This is a genomic window from Pseudarthrobacter sp. BIM B-2242, from assembly GCF_014764445.1.
Taxonomy (GTDB): Bacteria; Actinomycetota; Actinomycetes; order Actinomycetales; family Micrococcaceae; genus Arthrobacter; species Arthrobacter luteus_A.
In genome coordinates this window covers 41,127-60,332 of the sequence record NZ_CP061722.1, presented here as the reverse complement: position 1 = coordinate 60,332, position 19,206 = coordinate 41,127, and the positions used below count along the sequence as shown (strand labels likewise).

The 19,206-nt window shown below is 66.2% G+C and carries 35 protein-coding genes; 7 read left to right on the top strand and 28 right to left on the bottom strand.

Translation table 11 applies throughout. The annotated features are described in order from the left end of the window. Positions 1–40 precede the first annotated feature (40 nt). A complete protein-coding gene (locus IDT60_RS20490; RefSeq protein WP_191082358.1) occupies positions 41–961 on the top strand; it encodes a type II toxin-antitoxin system Phd/YefM family antitoxin in 921 nt (306 codons plus the stop codon). A 54-nt stretch (positions 962–1,015) separates the two neighbouring features. Here IDT60_RS20490 and IDT60_RS20485 read toward each other — a convergent pair whose 3' ends face one another. From IDT60_RS20485 to IDT60_RS20390, 20 genes are all read right to left on the bottom strand, one after another. Continuing rightward, positions 1,016–1,282, bottom strand: a complete 267-nt coding sequence (locus tag IDT60_RS20485) for a hypothetical protein (RefSeq protein WP_191082357.1) — start codon at positions 1,280–1,282, stop codon at positions 1,016–1,018. 1 nt (position 1,283) lies between these two features. After that, the gene (locus IDT60_RS20480) at positions 1,284–1,601 is read right to left on the bottom strand and encodes a hypothetical protein (RefSeq protein ID WP_191082356.1); all 318 of its coding nucleotides are present in this window, start codon (positions 1,599–1,601) and stop codon (positions 1,284–1,286) included. Positions 1,602–1,604: 3 nt separating this feature from the next. Beyond that, on the bottom strand, positions 1,605–1,847 hold the full coding sequence (locus tag IDT60_RS20475; RefSeq protein ID WP_191082355.1) for a hypothetical protein: 243 nt from the start codon (positions 1,845–1,847) through the stop codon (positions 1,605–1,607). Then, positions 1,844–2,290 (bottom strand): hypothetical protein, encoded by a 447-nt coding sequence (locus IDT60_RS20470; protein ID WP_191082354.1) that lies wholly within the window; start codon positions 2,288–2,290, stop codon positions 1,844–1,846. Before IDT60_RS20470 ends, IDT60_RS20475 begins: the two co-directional genes overlap by 4 nt. A gap of 61 nt (positions 2,291–2,351) precedes the next feature. Then, positions 2,352–2,675 carry a hypothetical protein gene (locus tag IDT60_RS20465; RefSeq protein WP_191082353.1) on the bottom strand — a complete coding sequence of 108 codons (324 nt, stop codon included), beginning with the start codon at positions 2,673–2,675 and terminating at the stop codon, positions 2,352–2,354. A 58-nt stretch (positions 2,676–2,733) separates the two neighbouring features. Continuing rightward, positions 2,734–3,039 (bottom strand): hypothetical protein, encoded by a 306-nt coding sequence (locus IDT60_RS20460; protein WP_191082352.1) that lies wholly within the window; start codon positions 3,037–3,039, stop codon positions 2,734–2,736. 9 nt (positions 3,040–3,048) lie between these two features. Then, a complete protein-coding gene (locus IDT60_RS20455) occupies positions 3,049–3,255 on the bottom strand; it encodes a hypothetical protein (protein ID WP_191082351.1) in 207 nt (68 codons plus the stop codon). Beyond that, the gene (locus IDT60_RS20450; protein WP_191082350.1) at positions 3,252–3,566 is read right to left on the bottom strand and encodes a hypothetical protein; all 315 of its coding nucleotides are present in this window, start codon (positions 3,564–3,566) and stop codon (positions 3,252–3,254) included. Before IDT60_RS20450 ends, IDT60_RS20455 begins: the two co-directional genes overlap by 4 nt. 64 nt (positions 3,567–3,630) lie before the next feature. Beyond that, a complete protein-coding gene (locus IDT60_RS20445) occupies positions 3,631–3,981 on the bottom strand; it encodes a hypothetical protein (protein WP_223884053.1) in 351 nt (116 codons plus the stop codon). After that, complete coding sequence (locus IDT60_RS20440; RefSeq protein ID WP_191082348.1) at positions 3,978–4,142, bottom strand: hypothetical protein; 165 nt, start codon at positions 4,140–4,142, stop codon at positions 3,978–3,980. The genes IDT60_RS20445 and IDT60_RS20440 overlap by 4 nt, the downstream gene beginning before the upstream one ends. A gap of 30 nt (positions 4,143–4,172) precedes the next feature. Continuing rightward, a complete protein-coding gene (locus IDT60_RS20435; RefSeq protein WP_191082347.1) occupies positions 4,173–4,487 on the bottom strand; it encodes a hypothetical protein in 315 nt (104 codons plus the stop codon). Further along, positions 4,480–4,947 carry a hypothetical protein gene (locus IDT60_RS20430; RefSeq protein WP_191082346.1) on the bottom strand — a complete coding sequence of 156 codons (468 nt, stop codon included), beginning with the start codon at positions 4,945–4,947 and terminating at the stop codon, positions 4,480–4,482. Before IDT60_RS20430 ends, IDT60_RS20435 begins: the two co-directional genes overlap by 8 nt. Further along, positions 4,940–5,203 (bottom strand): hypothetical protein, encoded by a 264-nt coding sequence (locus IDT60_RS20425; RefSeq protein WP_191082345.1) that lies wholly within the window; start codon positions 5,201–5,203, stop codon positions 4,940–4,942. The genes IDT60_RS20430 and IDT60_RS20425 overlap by 8 nt, the downstream gene beginning before the upstream one ends. Next, the gene (locus tag IDT60_RS20420; RefSeq protein WP_191082344.1) at positions 5,200–5,790 is read right to left on the bottom strand and encodes a metallophosphoesterase; all 591 of its coding nucleotides are present in this window, start codon (positions 5,788–5,790) and stop codon (positions 5,200–5,202) included. The genes IDT60_RS20425 and IDT60_RS20420 overlap by 4 nt, the downstream gene beginning before the upstream one ends. Continuing rightward, on the bottom strand, positions 5,787–6,143 hold the full coding sequence (locus IDT60_RS20415; RefSeq protein WP_191082343.1) for a hypothetical protein: 357 nt from the start codon (positions 6,141–6,143) through the stop codon (positions 5,787–5,789). Before IDT60_RS20415 ends, IDT60_RS20420 begins: the two co-directional genes overlap by 4 nt. A gap of 144 nt (positions 6,144–6,287) precedes the next feature. Further along, a complete protein-coding gene (locus tag IDT60_RS20410) occupies positions 6,288–6,683 on the bottom strand; it encodes a hypothetical protein (RefSeq protein ID WP_191082342.1) in 396 nt (131 codons plus the stop codon). Then, complete coding sequence (locus IDT60_RS20405; RefSeq protein ID WP_191082341.1) at positions 6,680–7,258, bottom strand: hypothetical protein; 579 nt, start codon at positions 7,256–7,258, stop codon at positions 6,680–6,682. The genes IDT60_RS20410 and IDT60_RS20405 overlap by 4 nt, the downstream gene beginning before the upstream one ends. A 77-nt stretch (positions 7,259–7,335) precedes the next feature. Next, complete coding sequence (locus tag IDT60_RS20400) at positions 7,336–7,845, bottom strand: hypothetical protein (RefSeq protein ID WP_223884052.1); 510 nt, start codon at positions 7,843–7,845, stop codon at positions 7,336–7,338. After that, the gene (locus tag IDT60_RS20395; RefSeq protein WP_191082339.1) at positions 7,838–8,278 is read right to left on the bottom strand and encodes a hypothetical protein; all 441 of its coding nucleotides are present in this window, start codon (positions 8,276–8,278) and stop codon (positions 7,838–7,840) included. Before IDT60_RS20395 ends, IDT60_RS20400 begins: the two co-directional genes overlap by 8 nt. A 154-nt stretch (positions 8,279–8,432) precedes the next feature. Next, complete coding sequence (locus IDT60_RS20390) at positions 8,433–9,497, bottom strand: hypothetical protein (RefSeq protein ID WP_191082338.1); 1,065 nt, start codon at positions 9,495–9,497, stop codon at positions 8,433–8,435. Positions 9,498–9,833: 336 nt separating this feature from the next. On the opposite strand from IDT60_RS20390, the gene IDT60_RS20385 reads away from it, so the two are divergent. Both IDT60_RS20385 and IDT60_RS20380 read left to right on the top strand, forming a co-directional pair. Then, the gene (locus tag IDT60_RS20385; RefSeq protein ID WP_191082337.1) at positions 9,834–10,559 is read left to right on the top strand and encodes an MBL fold metallo-hydrolase; all 726 of its coding nucleotides are present in this window, start codon (positions 9,834–9,836) and stop codon (positions 10,557–10,559) included. 55 nt (positions 10,560–10,614) lie between these two features. Beyond that, positions 10,615–10,881, top strand: coding sequence for a hypothetical protein (locus IDT60_RS20380; RefSeq protein WP_191082336.1), 267 nt, complete (start codon positions 10,615–10,617; stop codon positions 10,879–10,881). Here the strand turns inward: IDT60_RS20380 and IDT60_RS20375 are convergent. The 8 genes from IDT60_RS20375 to IDT60_RS20340 all read right to left on the bottom strand — a co-directional run bounded on the left by IDT60_RS20375 (position 10,878) and on the right by IDT60_RS20340 (position 14,681). Next, positions 10,878–11,171: a hypothetical protein gene (locus tag IDT60_RS20375; protein WP_191082596.1), complete on the bottom strand. Its 294-nt coding sequence runs from the start codon at positions 11,169–11,171 to the stop codon at positions 10,878–10,880. The genes IDT60_RS20380 and IDT60_RS20375 overlap by 4 nt on opposite strands. Further along, complete coding sequence (locus tag IDT60_RS20370) at positions 11,164–11,937, bottom strand: hypothetical protein (protein WP_223884051.1); 774 nt, start codon at positions 11,935–11,937, stop codon at positions 11,164–11,166. Before IDT60_RS20370 ends, IDT60_RS20375 begins: the two co-directional genes overlap by 8 nt. A 50-nt stretch (positions 11,938–11,987) precedes the next feature. After that, complete coding sequence (locus IDT60_RS20365; RefSeq protein WP_191082335.1) at positions 11,988–12,143, bottom strand: hypothetical protein; 156 nt, start codon at positions 12,141–12,143, stop codon at positions 11,988–11,990. Positions 12,144–12,227: 84 nt separating this feature from the next. Beyond that, positions 12,228–12,893 (bottom strand): peptidyl-tRNA hydrolase, encoded by a 666-nt coding sequence (locus IDT60_RS20360; protein ID WP_191082334.1) that lies wholly within the window; start codon positions 12,891–12,893, stop codon positions 12,228–12,230. A 97-nt stretch (positions 12,894–12,990) separates the two neighbouring features. Further along, positions 12,991–13,236 (bottom strand): hypothetical protein, encoded by a 246-nt coding sequence (locus IDT60_RS20355; RefSeq protein ID WP_191082333.1) that lies wholly within the window; start codon positions 13,234–13,236, stop codon positions 12,991–12,993. A 4-nt stretch (positions 13,237–13,240) separates the two neighbouring features. Further along, complete coding sequence (locus IDT60_RS20350) at positions 13,241–13,657, bottom strand: hypothetical protein (protein WP_191082332.1); 417 nt, start codon at positions 13,655–13,657, stop codon at positions 13,241–13,243. A gap of 66 nt (positions 13,658–13,723) precedes the next feature. Then, complete coding sequence (locus IDT60_RS20345) at positions 13,724–13,999, bottom strand: hypothetical protein (RefSeq protein WP_191082331.1); 276 nt, start codon at positions 13,997–13,999, stop codon at positions 13,724–13,726. A 13-nt stretch (positions 14,000–14,012) separates the two neighbouring features. Next, a complete protein-coding gene (locus IDT60_RS20340) occupies positions 14,013–14,681 on the bottom strand; it encodes a hypothetical protein (RefSeq protein WP_191082330.1) in 669 nt (222 codons plus the stop codon). A 115-nt stretch (positions 14,682–14,796) separates the two neighbouring features. On the opposite strand from IDT60_RS20340, the gene IDT60_RS20335 reads away from it, so the two are divergent. Genes IDT60_RS20335 through IDT60_RS20320 form a run of 4 tightly spaced genes read left to right on the top strand, consistent with a single transcriptional unit; the run spans position 14,797 to position 19,184 of the window. Continuing rightward, the gene (locus IDT60_RS20335) at positions 14,797–16,884 is read left to right on the top strand and encodes a ParA family protein (RefSeq protein ID WP_191082329.1); all 2,088 of its coding nucleotides are present in this window, start codon (positions 14,797–14,799) and stop codon (positions 16,882–16,884) included. After that, a complete protein-coding gene (locus IDT60_RS20330; RefSeq protein WP_191082328.1) occupies positions 16,881–17,954 on the top strand; it encodes a hypothetical protein in 1,074 nt (357 codons plus the stop codon). The genes IDT60_RS20335 and IDT60_RS20330 overlap by 4 nt, the downstream gene beginning before the upstream one ends. Further along, the gene (locus tag IDT60_RS20325) at positions 17,954–18,355 is read left to right on the top strand and encodes a hypothetical protein (protein ID WP_191082327.1); all 402 of its coding nucleotides are present in this window, start codon (positions 17,954–17,956) and stop codon (positions 18,353–18,355) included. The genes IDT60_RS20330 and IDT60_RS20325 overlap by 1 nt, the downstream gene beginning before the upstream one ends. After that, on the top strand, positions 18,348–19,184 hold the full coding sequence (locus IDT60_RS20320; protein ID WP_191082326.1) for an HTH domain-containing protein: 837 nt from the start codon (positions 18,348–18,350) through the stop codon (positions 19,182–19,184). Before IDT60_RS20325 ends, IDT60_RS20320 begins: the two co-directional genes overlap by 8 nt. Positions 19,185–19,206: the final 22 nt, after the last annotated feature.

Genomic DNA, 19,206 nt, shown 5'->3' with positions numbered 1-19,206 from the left:
ACTATGTACCAAAAAGCTTTTTCCTAACGATAATAGAGCCATGACCGTGAATGAAGTGGTACCTGTAAGCGAACTTCGAAGCAGCTTGGCCAAGATCCTCAAGCGAGTTGCTGGAGGCATCTCGGTCGTCATCGGGAGCTACGGCAAGCCCGAGGCTGTTCTAGTTTCTCCCTCCACCTACGGTCGAATTGCTCCGGAGATGGTGCTCCAGCACATGCTGGGCGGTTCGGTTCGATCCACCGTCCAGTTCACCGTCGAGGGGATTAGGTATGACCGAGATCGCGGACGTGGCACGGGTACCGAGGTGGACTTGCACCTCGGTGACGATTTCGGTCGCGTCGCATCGTGGCTGTGGATCTCGGACCAGAAGGACCGTCTCTGGAGATTCCTGGCCGAGCTCCTTGCTGAGTACCGAGTCCATTCCAAGGAATTCCTGGCCCTGAAGCAGGAAGTCACCTTCGAAGCCCTGCTCAAGCAAATGGGCGGACCCCTCAGCGTCTCGCTAGACAGAGAGCAGATCGAAATGTTGCGCGCTGAGGCGCGAGCGAATGTCCCGGCCCACTATGGAGACAGCCTCTTCGACCGGATCGACTTTGGCGAAGATACCGCACCCAAGACGGTCAGCGCCGGTGTCCCACGAGCAGTTTGGACGAGCGCGATGGAGCTCGCCTGCCGTGGTGCTGCTTCCGAAATGCTGGCTGCTATCGGTCAGATCCAGCGCCCGAGCGATCACTTCGGCCGGCTCCTCGTTTGGACGGCGAAGACACTCGGCACCGCTTCAGCCGCCGAGCTTGTCATTAACGTCGCTGACGTAATAGAGCGCGATTTCATGGTTGACGTACGAAAGGACTCGCAACGCCGGAAGGAATTCCTTCACCATGCCACGGCGCCCTCCGCCCTATACCCGGGTGATGACGACTTGTCCGACCAGATCGAAGCGGACGCAGCCCGACTCCTGTAACCAGCCCCTCGACACCACGGCTTCGCTGCAGGGCCTCATATGTTCAGCGGCGCTCTATACATCCCAGCGGGAGATGTCCGCGCGCTGGCGGGCCTCCTCGGCGGTCAATGGCCTGCCTGTGTTCCACCCGGTGATTCCCATGGCCAGCGGAATGACCAGCGGCCACACCCAGAAGACGGTATCGACGTGGGTGCCGCCAAGGGCTGTCATGGCAAGGTAGGTGGCCGTCACCGTGAAGTACAGGAAGGCGATGGCCACCTTGAAGTTCCCCGTGGCTCCCTGCAGGGCCCGGGCTGTGCTGGGTGCGTTCGGGGATTCCATGTCAGTGTCCTTCCGTGGTGTCGGATGCTTCCTGCAGAGTCCTGTTCTCGGCCTCGATGCGGCGGTTGATCTTCTTGAGCACCCCGGTGCATTCGGGACACGTCATGCCGATGAGGGTCCGGATCGGGTGGCTGTTGATGCTGCGCACGCCACGGCCGCAGAAGCCGATCAGGGTGTAGATGTCCGGGGTCAGGTGCTGGACGAAGATGCCCTCGCCGTACCAGGGCTGGCCGCTAAGTTCCCCGGGCTTGCCGTAGTTGTCGGCGATCAGCTTCCGGAATTTCCTCCGGGAGACGCTCAATCCTTTTGCTTTGCCCATTGTTCAGTCCTCGAAGTTCATCTTGGCGGGGTTGATCCCCATCCGTCGGTAATAGCGGTCCTTGGCACGGCTGCGGTTCTGGTCACCACGCACGTCGGCGCCCCTGTGCACGGGGCAGATCGGGTTGCCGTCCTTGTCCTTATCGGTTGCGGGCTTGCCGCAGCGCTGCATGTTGGCGATTTGGTGGGTGGTGTAGGGCAGCAGCCTCGTGCAGACCTGGGCTTCTTCAGCTGCGGCCTCGCTCATGAGGACGTTCCAGCTGCTGACAGTTCGAACTGGATTGCCTTGCGTGCAGCGTCCAGGGCGGAGGCGTCCACGAGGCCGCCGAGGCCGACGGTTGGAAGGGCTGCCCGGTATCCGGCCGTGACGAATTCCAGGGCGGCATCGAGGTGCTCGGCGTGGCGTCCCATGCTGTCGGCCGGGGTGAACCCCAGGGCTTCCACCGGCAGGCTGCCGGCGGCGTAGGCGCGGGCAGCTGCCCGCTCCACGGACTTCAGCGCGGCGGTCACCGCCTGGTAGCGGCTGTAGCTTTCCCGGGACGCCGGGGTGGTCATCAGGGCTTCGCGGGCCTCATCGCGGAGGTGGTCGGCAGCGATCAGGAGCAGCCCCGCCGACTCGATGGCGTCTTCCTGCTCAGGGGTGGGAAGAGTGAACCGCGGGCTGGGCTTGAAGGTGCTCAGGATCGTCATAAGCCCTATGTGTAGGGAGGGCTCCCGATCCCTCCCCGCCGGTGGTCGCGGATCGGCGCTGCTACTCCCCGTCTTGGTCGAACTCAGCCTGCCACTGCGCCTTCGAGCGGACCTCCCAGGCGCGGCGGTGCGGTCCCCAGCGGGGGACATACATAGGGGCGGCCTGCGGTGCGGGAGTGCTGCTGGCCGGGACCGTCTTTGGCGCAGGCTCCGGTCGCGGGGGAGCAATGACGGCCGGGGCTGGCTTGAGTGCAGGCTTAGGCCGTGGGGGTGTGGGTGCTTTCGGGCGCTTCGGAGCAACCAGCCAGACGGCTCCGACCACTACGCCGATGACGCAGATCAGCCAGAGCAGGCCAATTGCGAGTACGCCCAGCACGAATCCCATGGCCGATTCTAGGGCGGGCTTTCGGCTTTTGGGTAGGGGACTGCCGGCCCGGGAGCGCTCAGATTCCGAGAAGCTCCCTGACGTCGTAGTTCATCTCGGCGCCCCAGATTTTTGGGATGGCGCGCCGGACCTGGTCTGCGTCAGGGACGGGCTGGGGAATGCCGGACCGGTGGTTCTGCAGGTACTGGCCCATCCAGGCGCGGTCCGGGTCTTCGCCCTCGACTTCCGGGTCGTAGCGGAAGCTGTCGGCCCTCCGGTTGGCCATGAGGTAGTCCCAGGCGGCCAGTACCTGGGCGTCGCTGTCGAAGGGCAGCGCAACGTCGATCTCGTTGGTCGCGCGGCGGTTGATGTTCAGGATCTTCATGGTCCCCTGTCAGGAGTTGAGGTGTTGGTCGCGGAGGGCGGCTGCCCTGGCGGTAGGCCGGAAGGGTGACTCTGCAGCCCGGGCCATGCGGCCGAGATGGCCAGATGCGTGGCTCAGGCACCGCTCGCAGCACACCCGCTTCATGCGGTCCCGGTGCCGGCGGCGGAGCTCCTTCTTGCGGGCGCCCACGGCCCGGGCGCGGAGGTTGCGTTTCACTGGGAGGCCTTCCCGAAGAAGTTCAGCTCCAGTGACGGAAGGGCTGGTTCAGCGGGCATCGGATGCTCGTGCAGGAGCGTGGTCTGCGCCAATTCGACCTCGCCCCAGGTGCCTACCTGGAAGCCGCCGGACTCTTCAAGCGTCTCCCGCATACGCTCGTGGAAGGCAACTGGAATGTCGTGGGAGACCAGCTCTGCAGGGTCGGCCTCCAGGTAGGTGTAGACCTCCGGAATCTCCCAGGACTCGCGATCCTCCACGAGGCGGATCGGGATGCGGACAGTCAGGTGGCCAATGACGTCGTTCTTGAGCATGAGAACTCCTCGGGTCGGTGCCGGTGGTTCCGGCGTTCTGACCTGCCATGTGTGCGGCAGCAGCTCAGGCGCTGCCCGATTCCAGCTGGCGGACGTAGTGGTCCAGGAACACCGGTGGATGTGCCGCGGCGTCTGCGGTGGTGGACCACTCCAGCCAGAAGGCTGCGGCGGAGCGGGCGAACTCGGCGGTCATCGGTTCGGGGCGCACCAGCTCGACGGGGTAGCCCTGCTTCATGGAGCGGGAGCTGAGGTACCGGGTGACCTTGAACCGGTCGATGCGCTCAGTGTCCGGCGGTGTCACCCACAGATCCTTGCCGTCGGTTTCGAACCGGTGCCCGGCCAGGGTGAACTGCTCGGGTGCGGGCAGCGTCCGGGGGCGGTGGTAGCCGCGGCGGCGGACCGGGGCCTCGCTCACCGCCATGCGCTTTTCGCGAAGATGGCACGTGCTGCAGTGAGCAGCCGGCGGCGCAGCGCGTACTTCACCGCTCGATGGTGGTCTTCGGAGTGGAGACAGCGGCTGATCCGTTCACCCTTGCCGTTCAGGACATAGGTGTGGACATGGGGCATCGGTTTCATGGCTGCCATGTGTACGGACAAGCCCGGAACCTACTCCGGTGCCACAGAATTCACGCCGGGGACCAGCGCAGCCAGGACGGCTGCCAGCACCGCGTCGGCATCCTCGCAGAGGTCGCCTGTGGCGCCCACGTGCAGGGCATCCATCAGGCGGTCACGGAGCGCGTCATCGACGGTGACCCGGAGGACACCGTTGGCGGCGTCCCAGGCGTCGGCAGCCTTCAGTGTGACGTCGGCTTCGGCGTAGTCGATCTCGGTCCATTCAGACGGACGGCCGTCGCGGAGCGGCTCGTAGAAGTCGACCCGTGCCTGGGCACCGGCGACGACCCGGGGGTGGCTCTCAAGCATTGGCCACCGCCGGAGCCGGGATGGAGGCGGGATCGAAGACCTTCCCGTCGCGGGACACCACCTGGCAGGCGTCGTAGATCAGCTTGGCCCAGTCCTCGGTCATCCCCGGGGTCTGCGCGAAGAAGTCCTCCATGGCGAAGTCGTTCCGCAGCCGCTGCTTGTTCCAGGGGTTGTCCTCGTTCGGGTCCTCCGGGGAGCCCCAGATGAAGGTCTGCTCCGGAGTGGCTTCGGTGGCCTTGAGGACACGGTGGATGGCGGCGTTCTCCCGCATGGTCGTCATGCATTCAGTGCAGATCAGCAGCTCGAGGTGCTCTCCACCGAACACGGCGTCGAAGGCTGTAGAGCCGTAGTGTCCGTGGGTGATGAAGATGTTGGCGCCGTAGGGGACGTTGGGGTCCCCGTCGCTGCGCTCCAGCGGTTTGCGGCAGACCGCGCAGGGCAGGGTCGTAGTCTCAGTCATTGCTGCCTTTCAAGTTGTAGTGGTCGCGGAACAGCCGCCTCGTCAGCCTTTCGAGGGCCAGCAAGGCGGCCACGAACAGCAGCGTCGCTGCGCTGCTGATCCATCCCGCAGCGTCATCACCAGTGAGCCAGGCCCAGACAGAAGTAGCGATTGCGGTCAGGAGGAGCGCAACGGTCAGCCAGGTGGGAATCTGCAGCCGCGGAGACGTGAGCTTCTTCCGGAACCCGTCACCGGCTCCCGATGTCCGGGACGTCAAAGTGTGGCTCCGATCAGTTCGTTTTCCGTTTCACATGCGTTGATAAATGCGCCCAGCTCGTCGAAGGAGACTGGGCGCTGCCATGCGTCGAAGCCGACGTTGACCTGGCGGCCGGTCACTTTCCAGGCCCTGTGGACGTGCCCGTGGAGCAGCCACAGACCCTTGTCCCGCAGGCGCCACTGGTCGTAGCGGTCTTCCCTGTCGACTCCGTCCCCGGAATAGGGGAAGTGGGAGAGCAGGACGTTGCGGTCCCCGATGCGCCGGCTCGCAGCCATCTGCACCGAGGCGAACACGTCGAGGTATTTGCGGAAGTGCCGGTGGGCGTCTGAGTACAGCGGGTGGACCGGATCGTGGTTACCGGCGACCAGGTGCTTGGTGCCAGGCAGCTTCCTGAGCAGCTCCAATGCCGGTTTCGGGTTGGACGATGCAAGGTCGCCGAGAATCCAGACCGAGTCCTTCTTGGTGACGTTCTCAGCCCATTGCTGGGCGAAAAACTCATCATGGTCGGCGATGGAGGTGAACCCGCGGTCCGCGGCCACAAGGGCGTGCCCGATGTGGGGGTCACTCGTGGTCAGGACGGTGGTCACTCTGCACCCTCCAGCTCCAGTGCTTTGCGCAGGTCTGCAGCGACCTCGCCGAAGTCGCTGGAGAGGACGGCACCGTGGTCCAGGAGGTCCTCCATGGTGGCGAGGATCTTCTCGGCCTTCTGCAGGCGGGCCGCCAGCACAGGGACGTCGGTGAATGCGGCAGCCACGAACCGGGCGGTGGCCTCGTCCTGGCCGAAGTGGACGGCGTTGTTGCCGTACTGGTCGCGGGCGAGGTCGGTGATCAGCCATTCCCTGCTGTCGGGCCGGCCGAGGTGGTCGTCGATGACGTCAACGCTGTGTGGTCCCGGTGTGGCCGCGGCGTGGCGGTCGAGAATGGTCTGCAGGTCGCTCATGCAACCCCATGTGTACGGAGGCAGGCGTTCCCGTGCCCACGCCTGCCTGGGCGCGTCGTTCGGGTGGCTCCAGCGCCAAGTTGTGCCAACGCAGAAGCGCGGCACCTTCGCGGCACCGCGCTTCTGCTGTCTCTGTGCTTACTGTCAGGCGGCCTGGGCTGCTGTCCGGGAACTGCGGGTGAACGTCCGGCGGGCCCAGAGGCCCAGCTTCTTGCCCCGGCCCTTCCACCAGTTGTCGTCATCCTTGGTCCAGTACCACTTCATGATGAGGAACGCGGTGATGACGATGTCGATCACCAGGTTGAGCCAGCTCTTGTCGGCGACGTCCAGGACGATGTCGACCATTTTCACCAGGATGGCCGGCACGGTCAGGGTGCGGACGATGGTGGTCATGATGTAGCGGCCGCGGGTGCCGCGGGCCAGGTAGTGGCGGATGAGTTCGGTGGTGACGCATGCCATGACAATCACCTGGACGATCAGCCAGGTGAGGGCGAACGCGGTGGTGTGGGTCGCGTAGTGCAGCTGGTCGAGGCCGCTCACAGGGCAGCGACCTTGGCTTCGAGGTCCCGGATGCGGCCGATCAGGGCCAGCACGGTGTCGGCGCTTGCGGCGGCGAGGTGCTGGGCGATGGGGCTGCGGACATCGACGATGTTGCCGCGGTGGATCCCGTCGTGCTCCCGTTTCGTATCGTCGGGCAGGCCACGCAGGCGTGCTACCTCGTAGGTGACCAGATCCCGGGCCGGCACCTTGAAGTTTCCGTTGAAGAAGGAGAGCCGGGAGTCCGTGTTGGGTACTTCGTAAGCCTCGTCGGCCCAGAGCCAGTCCTTCAGGTACTGTTCCTTGGCGTCCTCGGTTAGCGTGCCGAAGCAGTTCTCCAGGTCGTTGATGTGCTGCCTGGCTTCGAACGAGTCCCGTTCCCTGTCCACCGTGCAGTGGCCGAGAACCTCGACACGGCCCAGGCGGGGCACGATGCAGCTCAGGGCGGGTTCTTCGTGGTCGGTGTTGCCCCGCCAGAACCAGGCTCCCGGCGCTATGGCGGCGGCTGCGCGTGCAGTCGCTTCGAGGGCGTCCAGGTCCAGTTCGGGCACGGCAGGAGCTGCGGTGGCGTCAGTCATGGCGCTCATGTGTGCGGCGCTCCGGCCGGGACTGCCCGAAGGCCGGGCCGGCCGTGTGCTGCTGGTTGTTGCCAGGGTCATTGGCTTTCCTCCCTGCCGCCCAAGGGAGCGACCGTGACGGCGGCCCGCCACCCCAGGAAGGGCTGCAGGTGGGCCCAGGCCGGCGGTTGGTACCGCACGTCGCCGGGCCAGTTGCCCCTGGCCTCCTCGAGTTCCGTCAGCGGAACCCCTGAGTCCAGGGACTTGTACAAGGTCGAAGTGTAGGCGAGAGCGCCGACAAGGACTCCGGTGAAGTGCATGGCGCCGCCGGAGGCGTAGCCCAGGACCATGTGCTGGAACGAGAAGTTGGCGATCATGCACCGGTCCCGGTCCGCGTCCTCAACGCCGGGCGGGGCGTAGACCCTTGCTTCGAAGCGGGACAGTCCGCGGTCGTGCTCGCCTTTGAAATCCGCGCCGAGAAGCTTGGCGGCATCGAAGGCTTCGGGCCTGTGTCGGGACGAAGGCACATGGGGCACCGGCTCCAGCCGGACGTCAATCCTGTAGGGGCCGGGTCCCTTGATCGGGTGGAGGCGTGGCTGCTCAGTCATGGCTGGCTTCCAGCGCCGGGTATTCGGTTTCCGTAATGGCGAACGGCGTGATGGTCTCGCCATTGAGGACGAAGCGGACCGGAGTGGACTTGCCGTCCCGGGTCAGGGTTGCTTCGCTCCCCGACGTGTACCTGACCTCCCGGTACGTCTTGGACGATGTTGCGCCGTACTTGCTCTGCAGGGCGGCGGTGAACTTCTCGTCCTGGCTGCTCAATGCCTCGCGCAGCGTCCCGCTTGTCACAAGCCCGGCCGCAACAAAAAGAGCGCAGACGGTGAATCCGGTGATCAGCGTACGCTTGCCAATGCTGGTCTTTCCCTGGCTCGTGGGGATGAAAACCATGGCAACCATTGCCAGGGCCGCCAACGCGAAGAATCCGCCCATGAGCCACAGCAGGGTGTCGTATTCGGGGACGTCAAAGTCAGAGAGTCTCACGGGCACTGCTTTCGATCAGGAGGAAGGCCGCGACGATCGAAGCGGCCCTGCCGGTAGTCCGGCGGGGCCTATGTGTGCGGAGCGTCAAGGATGCCTTCCCGGCTTGCATCCGGTGCGGTGTATTGCCGGCATCCGCCATCCGGGATGTGTCGTGTCAGTTGGTGGAGGCCTGCAGCATCTTGATCATCACGTAGGGGTCCGGTTCACCCTCGCCGGCGTTGGTCCCGCCACTGGCAAAGACCCTGTACGGCACGTAGCTGCCGTCACGGCGGAGCATGCTGATGACATCTGAATAGGAGGGGTCCGCGGCCTCCACGACCTCACGGAAGATGCGGAACTCTCCGGGGTAGATGACGTGGGGCATGTAGCCGAACCGGGGCATCTGCAGGTCGTGCTCGTCCCATGACTTGGAGGTCATGAACACCTGCCAGCAGCTGGTGTCCACTGCCGCCAGGACCTGGTCCTCGGACAGGTCGAAGACGGCACGAAGCAGGCTGCTGGACTGGAAGTCACCGAAGCCGGGCGTGACCGGGCTCTGGGTCACCTCGGCGACCTCGCGGGTGATGGCGCGGAGAACCTTGACGCCCTGCTCCGGGAGGGGGAAGACACGCCCGCAGACTTCCAGGTTCCGCACGCCAGGGTCCTCGGAGCCGTACCGCGTGACGACCCGGTAGGGGACCAGGTACCGCTGCGCGTTGCCGGACCTGATGGCTGCGTCAATGGTGACTTTCATCCGTGCCCGGTCCTCGGGGGCGATCAGCTGGGACACCCACTGGTTCATGTCCCCGGTGGGGCTTGCGCCGTGCCGGTCAACTTCGTAGATCCCGAACAAGTCATCGTTCCAGGCAGTGTCGATCCTGCCGGTGTCCGAGATGATCCACTCCACGGTGCCGGCCAGGGGCCTTTCCGGTATCACCGCGTTAGCGGGGAAGTAGACCGCCTGTACGGCCACCGGGATTCCTGAGGTGGGGGCCAGTGCGGGGCAGACCACCACCCTGTAGTCCTGGTCCCGGTAGGTCACGACGTCATCAATGGTGGTGCCGGTTTCTGCGACGACGCGGATCCGGTCGACCAAGAGCTCGCGGCCCAGGGGTGTCAGGTTCTTGCGGAGGCTGGCGCCGTGATAGTTCGCACCGCCGATGCTCAGCAGCCCGGGCTGGTCCCTGGTGAGGTAATCCACCAGTAACCATTGGCCGCTTTCATCACTGGTGGAAACCATACGGCGTTACCCCATTCTTATATCCCCATTTACGCCTGCTGTCCCGGACAATCGGCACGCAACAAGGCGGGTCCCGGAGCGGAACCTCGCCTATTGTCCATTAACTGACAGGCCTTGTCATGCCCGTCACAACATAGTCGTAAACTCGCATTTGAGATGCGGCGGGATGTCCAAAGTCCAATTTGAACATGTCCAATCCGCGTGTATATGCTGTAGCCCTAAGCCCTTCTGGCGGACGCCCGGCTGGCTGTACAAGCATCCTTTGAACACTTCAGGAGTACAGCTTTGCTGCACCGTAAAGCCGCCCGCACTGCCGGGCAAACCGACCGACATACCGTGTCGGAACCCGCACCCGGCGTCTTCTTCGTCGAGGGGCCGGCGTCCAACTGGATCATCGTCCGCGACGACTCCGGCTTCATTCTGATCGACTCCGGCTACCCGGCCGACGCCCCGCTGGTCCTCGACTCCATCCGCAGCCTGGACCTCCGCCCCGAGGACGCAAAAGCCATCCTCATCACCCACGGCCACGTGGACCACACCGGGTCTGCTGCCCAGTTCTCCCGCCTGTACGGTACCCCCGTGCTGTGCAGCCCCGAGGAACTGGCCCACGTCCAGGGCCACGAGAAGCACCAGGTCACCCTGGCCACCGTAATCTCCCGGTCCTGGAACCCGCGGGTGCTGAAGTGGATGATCCACGCCATCTCCGCCGGCGCGCTCCGCGCCGAGCCGGTTCCGTCGGCCGAGCCTTGGACCGCGGAAATGCTTCACAATCTTCCCGGCCGCCCCAGAGCGGTCAGCGTACCCGGACATACGGCAGGAAGTGCCGTCCTGGTATTCCCGGAGGCTGGAGCGATCGCCACAGGCGACGCCCTAGTGACCGGCCATGCGCTCAGCCCCTTTACTGGTGCGCAGATGCTCGACCCGATGTTCCACTCAGACCCTGCAGGCACAGTCCCCGCGCTGGACGCACTCGACGGCATCGATGCCTCGGTGATCCTCCCCGGCCACGGCCCCGCAGCCTCAATGCCCATCTCCGACGCCGTCGCCGCAGTGCGCCGCTGACCTTTCCCGTTCTGTCTGCCCGATCCCCACGGGCCGGTTCCGAAAGCTTCTCTCAATGTCGATTCTTGCCATCACTGTAACCACTGTCTCCTGTGACGGGACTCACGGCCTCGTCTGCCCCGACCGCTCAACGGTCGTCTACCACCACCCGCTCAGCGTGGCCACCCGTCTGGCCCGGAAGGCCGGCTGGCTCCTGGACATGGACGCCACCTGCCCGCAGTGCCTGCGCGCCAGCGCAATCGCCGAGCCGGGTCCCAATACCGGACTCATGCCCCTGATCCCGGGGTCAGCAGTATCGCTGCCCGGGCTTCGGTCGGCCTAGCAGTCCTCCGGCAGCAGGTCAGGATGATCCTCCACGTCCTGCAGCCGGGCCACCACCAGCGCGTCGTGTGACGTCAACGTCACGATGACCGGGTTCCCGTCCCTGTCACATATGACGCATTCCCCGAGCGGCAGCTCCTCCGGCACGTCCCGGTTCAAGATTTCCCCAAACGAGGTCCCCACGCCTGTGGCGTGCCCCGGATGATCCTGCCTGCTCACCGTGCCCGCTGCGGCACCCCTGCGGCTTGCCGGCGAGCAGGGGTCCGCGGCGGCCAACACCAGTTCAGGCATATTGAGCCGCCAGCCCGACCAGGCGCCCCTTGATGGACGTCATCTTCGTGGTGATGGTGGCGAAGCCGTCCTCCGACACCAGCGCTCTGATGGCATCGGCATTGCGGACGAACTCCATCGCAAAGACATCAGCGACCGGGCCGTACTTGACCGCCAGGCGGCCCACCATCTTCTCGTTGCCGGGCACCGCGTTGTGGTGCAGGCCCCCGGCGTTGTCGTCGAAGTCGATGAGTTTACCGATGAATACCTCTGCGTCATCGGTCACGGCCAGCCTCACGTGCAGCAGGTATTCGGTGTTCTTCTCGGCGCGGGTCTTCTGCTCTGCTCCGCCGGGAGGGTTGGTCAGGGCATCGACGATGCGGGCCGTCCCCGCTCCGAAGCGCGACGCGATCCACGCGTACGCCAGACCGCGCTTGGACTGGATGTCCAGTCCGGAGTGGTCACCGGGTACGAACCGCGCCAGCAGCCGCTCCAGGCAGTCCTCGACGACGTCGTGGAGCAGGATCGCCAGCAGAATGTGCTCAGCCGTGACGCCCCAGCGCAGGACTCTGAGCCCTCCACGAAGAGGGTGTTCAATATACGGGGTCCTCGCGAACGGCCCACGGTTGGCCCGGGTCTGGCCCAGGTGCAGGTAGGTGGCGGCGTCAATGGCCTCAGCGACCCGGTCCAGGTCCATGCCGGCGGCCGCAGCCTTGTGCATGATCGCCTGGGACAGGGCCGAGGGATCCATTTCCTTGAGCGGGGTCTCCGCGAACAGCGTGTTCATGCCCGCTATGTGTCCGGCGGGCCGCCCAGACGTGCACGCGGAGAACCTGGCTACTCCTGGGCGGCGGTGTCCTCGTCCGGACCGTCGGCCGGCACTTGCCTGGCTGGTGATACCGATGCGAATCCGGAGGCGAACGCGCCGTTATGGCGTTGCGTCCGCCTGAGTGCCTCCGCCTTCTTGACCGGGTCTGCTTCTTTCTGTGCCATGGGAGGCCTTTCTGTCCGGGAACGACAAAGGCGCCGCTCTCAATACCAATGAGATTAGCGGCGCCCTTGCTGTGAGCTTGCGGGTCAGGCCTTGACGAAGGCGGTGGCGGTTCCGGGGTCGATCTCGGTCCGGCCGGCGTCGACGATCAGCAGGTCCTCGGGGACGCCCCTGGCGTAGTCGTCGAACGCTTCCTGCTGGACCAGCTCGATCCGGAACGGGCAGCCTGCCTCGTACCAGGCCCGGCGGGCCGGGGTGTCCAGGGACAGGAACCAGGCGAACAGTGCATGCCCTGCCTGGGCGCTCTGCTTGCCGGTGGACATGCCCAGTCCGGCGTTCAGCACCAGGACGGGGGAGCCCTCGGGCGCAATGATGGGGTGGTCGGTGGCGCGCTTGGGCAGGTCGGTGCCGGAGACCTGAAGCTTGGCCAGGTGCCGGGACATGGCCCCGTACGTGGTGGGACGGAACGCCATCGCCTGGGCCTTGCCGACAGTGACGGCGGCGTGCTCGGCGGCGGTGAACTTCGTACTGATCTTCTCGTAGGTCTTCGCGTCAGCGCGGCGGACCGACTTGGTGAACGGACCGTCCAGCCACGAGGCCCAGGACGGATCGGGGTCCACCAGGGACAGGGTTTCTTCGGCGTAGGCGAGGACGCTGGCCAGGGCCGCGGCGTGGACGCCGTCGATGTGGGCTGCCGGCGACGACTTGTCGACAAGCAGCATGATGGGCTGGACGTAACCTTCGTCGTGCATGGATTCGATTCTTCCGTAGGGGAGCGTCCGGCAGGCGGCACGGCTCAGCGTGATGGGTGCGCCCTATGTGTGCGGCGCCACGGACACCCCTCCCCGGTCAGCGCAGGCAGGAGGCGATCTCGGCCCGCAGGAGCCGCTCGGCCTCGGTGCCCAGATCCAGGTTCAGGGCCGCGTTCAGCGCGCGGGCCATCTTCGGTGCCGCGGCGACGAGGGCCGCCAGCTCGGGGTCCTCTCCCAGGTACAGCGTGTCGGTGCCGGTCTCCAGGATGGAGTGCCCGTTGGCGGGGGTGAGGTTCCAGCGGTCGGAGGTGTGGGCGTTGGCGAGGATTGCAGGTGCTGACATGGTCTTAGCTTTCTGTTTGGGCGTGTGCTTGTACCGGACTGTGTGCGGGCAGCGCGCAGCGCGTGGCATTCAGTCCAAGGCGGGTGTAGGCGATGTGGCTGTCAGCCCGGTCGTTGTAGGCGTGGACGACATGGTGGCGCTTCATCACAGCGGCGGCCATTGCGGTCTTCAGCTGGGCGTCGGGGCAATGCTCGCCGTCGGCGCGCATCAGGATGCCGTCGGATTCGAGGCCGAGGCGCCGCAGCCAGGCGTACAGGACGGCACGGAAGCGCTCGGGCAGGGATGTGAGGATGAAAACCTTGTGCCCCAGGGTGCGTTCGAGCCGGATGAGCTTGAGCATCGGGGTGTCCGGTTCCGGAGGAGCCGGAGCCAGCAGTGCTGCGTCAACAGTCACAAGCACCGCGGTGGGTTTGAGGTCCATGAACCCCATGTGTGCGGGCCCTCAGTGTCCGCTCACCGGATACGAAACGGTGCCGGCGTGCAGGACCTACAGCAAGGCTGAGATGGGGACGTCCTTGTGCCTGTTGGCGACACCGCTCGCTTCGAGGTTGACCACGGTGAAGCCCTTGTCCTTCAGGTCCTGGACCACGTCACGGGTGGCCGGCTTCCCCACGTGGGTCCATCCGTCCTCCCAGCCGTTGGGTTCGGGGCGCTCCAGTTTCGAATCCGCAGGATTCCAGGCGTTGGCGACCATGATGGTCCGGTTGGCGCTCTTCGGGAACAGCGCACGCACGGACTCGAGGATCGGGAAGCTGGGGCTCATGGAGGTGCCGGGCTTAGGTGAACTGCTTGTAGTTGCCGGCCTCGACCGTGTTGGCGTTCAGGTAGCGGGCCGCGCGGGCTTCGTCCCACGGCTTGCCGGCGACGATCAGTTCGGCACGGTTGATCCAGGCATCACCGGCGACCGGAACGAACTGGTCCTCCATGCCGGTGAAGAGGCGCCGGCGGTGTATTGCCCAGCGCAGCGTCCGGACGGCGGTATTGAAGTAGGCGCGGGCCTGTTCCGGGTCCAGGCCGGTGGCGAGCACCAGATTGGACTCAAGCCAGTGGAGCGTGGCGTGCCAGCCCTGGGACGCGGTGGCCATCAGGATTGAGGACTCGTCGGAGAGCGGGGTGACCAGGGCTGCGAGGCCGAGGTCGGAGCGCTGGTCCATCGTGGAGGCGTGGATCAGGTCCGTGGCATCGACCCAGGACCCGAACGGGGTCCCGTCCGGCAGCAGGGCCTTGCCCTTGGAGATCGTCAGGTTCCTCCACGGGTCCTCGGGATCCAGGGAGCGGACGATGTCGGAGAGGAAACCGGAAAGCCAGGCGGCGCACCACTGCGGCCGGCTGGCGATCAGGGAGACCATGTGGTCATCGATGTCCTGGCGCGTTTCGGTGTCGAGCAGGGGCTCGCAGAGTGCAACAACAAAGCGGGAAACCCAAACGGTGTCTTGCTGACTCATTCCGGCGGTCCCTGATTCTGTGTTGAAGGCATGCGTTAGGCACAAATCTAATGCTTCCCGGGCACTTGCGTCCACATTGACGGCCCGTCGGGAGGTGCGCCGCATAGAAGAGGGCGTGAACACTTCATCTTCCTACGCAGGCCAGATTCCCCGCATCGGCCTCATTGAGCTTCCAGAGCTGGCCGGGGCGTTGAACAGCCTGGGCCTTCATGTCGTCACCGGACCGGACTTCCGGGGCGGCATCGCCGCCGTCAAAGAGGGCTTCGCGACCTTCGGCGCCTTCCCGATCATCGTCACCGACCAGCCGATTGCCGGGCTGCGCGCCTGGGTCGAACGCATCCAGTCGGTGGCCCCCATCCGGGTCGCCGTTGTCAGGTCCGGCGGCGAGCCGTCCATCATGTCCGAGACCGTGGCGGAAATCACCCTGCCCACGACGCTGAACGGCGTCCTGGCGGCCGTCGGCCTGCCCGCCGTCGCAGGCGGTGACGTCTCCTTCCCCTCGGCCGCGGCTGCTCCCGCACCCCAGGCCGACCCGGCGTTCCAGCTGCTGCCGGACCTGGACTTCGGCGACCCCGCCCCGGCGCCGGTCCAGCAGACTCCTGCAGCCCCCGCCGCAGACCTCTTCGGTCTGGCCACCGAGGCTGCCCCGTCCAACCTGCAGGATCCGAGCGCACTGGATCCGTTTGCCGACGACCCGTTCCCCGTGCAGGGAGCGGCTCCCACGGCCGGCTTCTCCTTCACCCCGGTCCCGCCGGAAGAGGACTGGGTTCCCCCGGTTGCCGCAGCACCCGCAGCGCCGACGCAGCAGTACCAGCCGGCACCGACCCAGCCATCTGATGAGCTGAGCTGGGATACCGTGGCCGCCGAGACTCCGGTCCAGCCCGTGCAGACCGCACCCGTTGCTGTTGCTCCTGCCGCTCCTGCACCGGTGTCCGCGCCGGTCCAGCCCGCCCAGGACTTCGGCTGGGACTCCGTTGCTGCAGAGACTCCGGTCCAGGCCGCACCGGCCACCCAGACCTGGCCGGCACCGGCAGCTCCGGAACCGGCGCAGCAGATGGCAGATGACCTCGGCTGGAACACCCCTGCCGCAGCACCTGCACCTGCCCCCGCTCCGGTAGCGGCTCCTGCTCCCGCAGCGCCCGCCGAAATGTCCTGGAGCGCACCGGAACCTGTTGCTGCGCCCGTCCAGTCCGGCTGGGATGCCCCGGCACCTGTTGCCTACACTGGCGGCCACGACGCAGCCTCCGTGTTCGACTCGTTCGAGGCGGCCAAGCTGCACGGCACCGGACGGTCCGCCGCGGGCCTGGCATCGCTGATCATCTCCTGGTCCGGCAAGGGCGGGGTGGGCAAGACCACGACCGCGCTGCAGCTGGCCCAGCTGTGCGCCGATGCAGGCCTGCGCACCATCCTCATCGACGGCAACTCCGGCCAGGGCGACCTGCGCACCTACCTGCGCCTGAACCGCACCGACGTGCCCACCATCTACAACGCTGCGATCGGCAACGTCGAGTCCTCCGTGCTGTCCCCGGCAACGATCAACGCCGCGGCGCCCCGCCAGGGCCTGGGTGAGATCAAGTTCGGTTTCGTGGCCGCACCGCCGGAAGACATCGACGACGGCGAGATCGTCACCAACACCACCTACCGCGCCGTCATCGAGTACTGCCGCCGCAACGCCGACGTCGTCATCCTCGACACCCAGATCATTGAAGCGATCGACCGCACCCGGGTGCTCTCCGAGCTTCTCGTCCCGGCCTGGGTCCAGGACGCGTGGGGCATCGGCGTGGCCGACATGACCCCGGTGGGCGTGAACAACCTCAACGCCCGGCTGCGCAAGTTCGCCTCCCTCGGGGTCGCCCCGGACCGGCAGATGATCTTCGTCAACAAGGTTCCCGAGGTCCAGGTCAAGGACGCCGCCAAGCTGCACGCCCACTTCAGCGGCCGCGCCACCTTCCTGGGCTCCGTCACCAACGACGACACCATCCGCGACAACATGAACGCCGGACGCACCGAGGTCACCAACGACCAGATGCGCACCGCGCTGTCCTCGGCACTGCTGCGGATCACCGGCAACGAGGAATTCCGCCGCATCGCCGAGGGTCCCGCCCAGCTTGAGGCTGCTGCTCCTGCCCGGGGCGCCAAGGCTCCCAAGTCCCCGAAGGTCGGCTTCTGGGGCCGGCTGGCAGGAAAGAAGGCTGCCGCGTGAGCGTAGTTGCCATCCCGGTGGAGGAGGTGGAAACCACCGACTCCCGCCACCCCGGCCTGGACGTGCTGTGCTCCCGGCTGGAAGCAGTCCTGCACGGCCGCGCCGCGGAGGACCTGCTGCGCGACGTGCGTGCCCTGCCCGAACGGGCCGGGCTGGCGATCCTGCCTGCCTGGTCCTGGCAGCGTCCGCTCATCGACGTCGGCCGTAAGAGCCGGGCCTTCGCCACCGCCGAAACGCGGGCCGGGAAGGCCGCGGGCCAGCTGCTGATGCCGGTCCGCAACGACTGGGCAGCCCCGATGGTCCGGGTTGTCTCCGGCGCCTCGGTGCCCGTCACGTACCGGACCCTGGGCATGGGCCACCAGATGGCCGGCCAGTCGAAGCTGGTCAGCCGCCCGGGGTCACCGGCGGTCGCCCGCGTCACCGACATGCCGTCACTGGCCGAGCCGGTCTTCGTCGGCGAGTCCACCCGCACCCGGGTCATCCACGAGCTGCGCCGCCTCGTTGAGGCCGGCGCCACGGCCCGGTGGGAGCTCATCCGATCCATCGAGCCCAAGCTGGTCCAGCAGCTGCACGTCGCCCACAGCGCCGTCAGCCACGAGATCGGCCAGACCTCCGGGAACGTCGTGCCCATGCTCGACGCCCAGGGCCTGGAGCAGGTGCAGAACCTGATGATGTTCGGCGAACTGGACGAGGAGACCGGCAAGGACAAGCCCGGCTCCGTGTTCCGTCTGATCGAACTGTGCCTGGCGCCGGACTGCTTCGTGAAGGTCGACCCGTTCAAGTACATGATCAAGCACCTGCGCCGGGACGCCGAGACGGAGATCCGCCGGAAGATCGGTGACCCGCACATCGGACCCAAGGTCCGTGCCGTGGCCCTGAAGCACCCGCGCGCCGAGGTCGCAGTGATCGTCGAGGAGTATCGGAAGATCTACCCGAAGGACCGGCTCTCCGTCACCCGCGCCGAGGCTGCCCTGTCGGTGCGCCCCGACGCCATGGCCTCCTGCACCCGCCTGCTGCCCGAAACCCACATGATGGCAGCCGTGGAGCCCCTGGAAGGAGCCATGGCCTGATGGGAGCTCCGCCGGTTTTCGACGTTTCCGCCCTCAACACCGCACGCCGGGCAGCGTCCCGAATCCGGGCTGAATGGCTGATGCACATCAACGAGGGGACCCTCACCCCGTCGGACCTGATGAAGGAGGCTGCGCGGCCTGAAGCGCGGCCCCTTCTGAAGCTGTCCCTGCGCCAGATCCTGCTCTCGCAGCAGGGCTGGGGGAGGAAGCGTGCGGACGCCGTAATTGCTCACATCGCCGGAGTAATTGGCGGTAAGATTGATCCCAGGCACCTCACCGTGGGCTGGCTGTTGGATCCGCGGGCCGGGGGCCGCCGTTTTGCGGCCTGGCTGGACGCCTTCCAACCCAAAACCGGACCCCTGTGGCCCGGCTTTCCCTATGTGAGGAGTAGCGATGTCTGAGAACACTCATGACGCGGTTCGTGCCATCGCTGCAGCCACCGGCCGCCAGCGCGAAAACATGATCGAGGACTTCTTCGCCGCACGCCAGGGCCTGTTCAACCAGATCGGCTTCTCCCTGTGCCGGAACTTCGGTGTCGCCGCCTCCCAGCACGGTGAGGATTTCGCCTCCATCGTCGCCCGCGAGGCGTGGGTCATGCTCTCCGAACAGCTCGCTGACGAGGACGAGCTGGACCAGGTGAACATCTGGGAAGCGATGCTGAAAATGCGCTCCAAGCAGATGGTGCGCAACTTCCTGGACCGGGAGATGTCCCCGGCCTCGGAAATGTCCTCCACCTGGCGCCGGGTGCGGCTGCTGAACCAGACCCGCGACGAGATGCGCTACGAACTCGGCCGGGAACCCGGGGACGAGGAGATCGTCGAGGCGCACAACGCCAAGATGCGCGCCAACCGCGCCAACCCGGTCAAGCAGGGCGTCATCGCCACCGTCGATGACCTGCACGTGTGGCGGGCCAGCGCGGACGTGGACGACCACGACCGGGCAGGCACCATCGACGCGGACTTCGTCCTGCACCCGGTGGAGGGGCCCAAGTTCATCAAGCTCCTGGTGGAGCGGACCTCCGAGTACAACGACCGGCTCGGCGAGGCTGCGGAACTGTGGCTCTCGGGCCTGTACCGCACCGACGGCCCGCCGCTGATCCGGACCCCCGAGGAGATCGCCGACGTGCTTGGCGTCTCGCGCTCCACGGCACGGTCCTACATCCGCAAGATCAAGGAATACGCCGTCGTGGTCGCCTCCGAAGCGTTCGGGATTACCGCCGACGACGTCTGATCTCAGGCGGTGACCGCCGTCG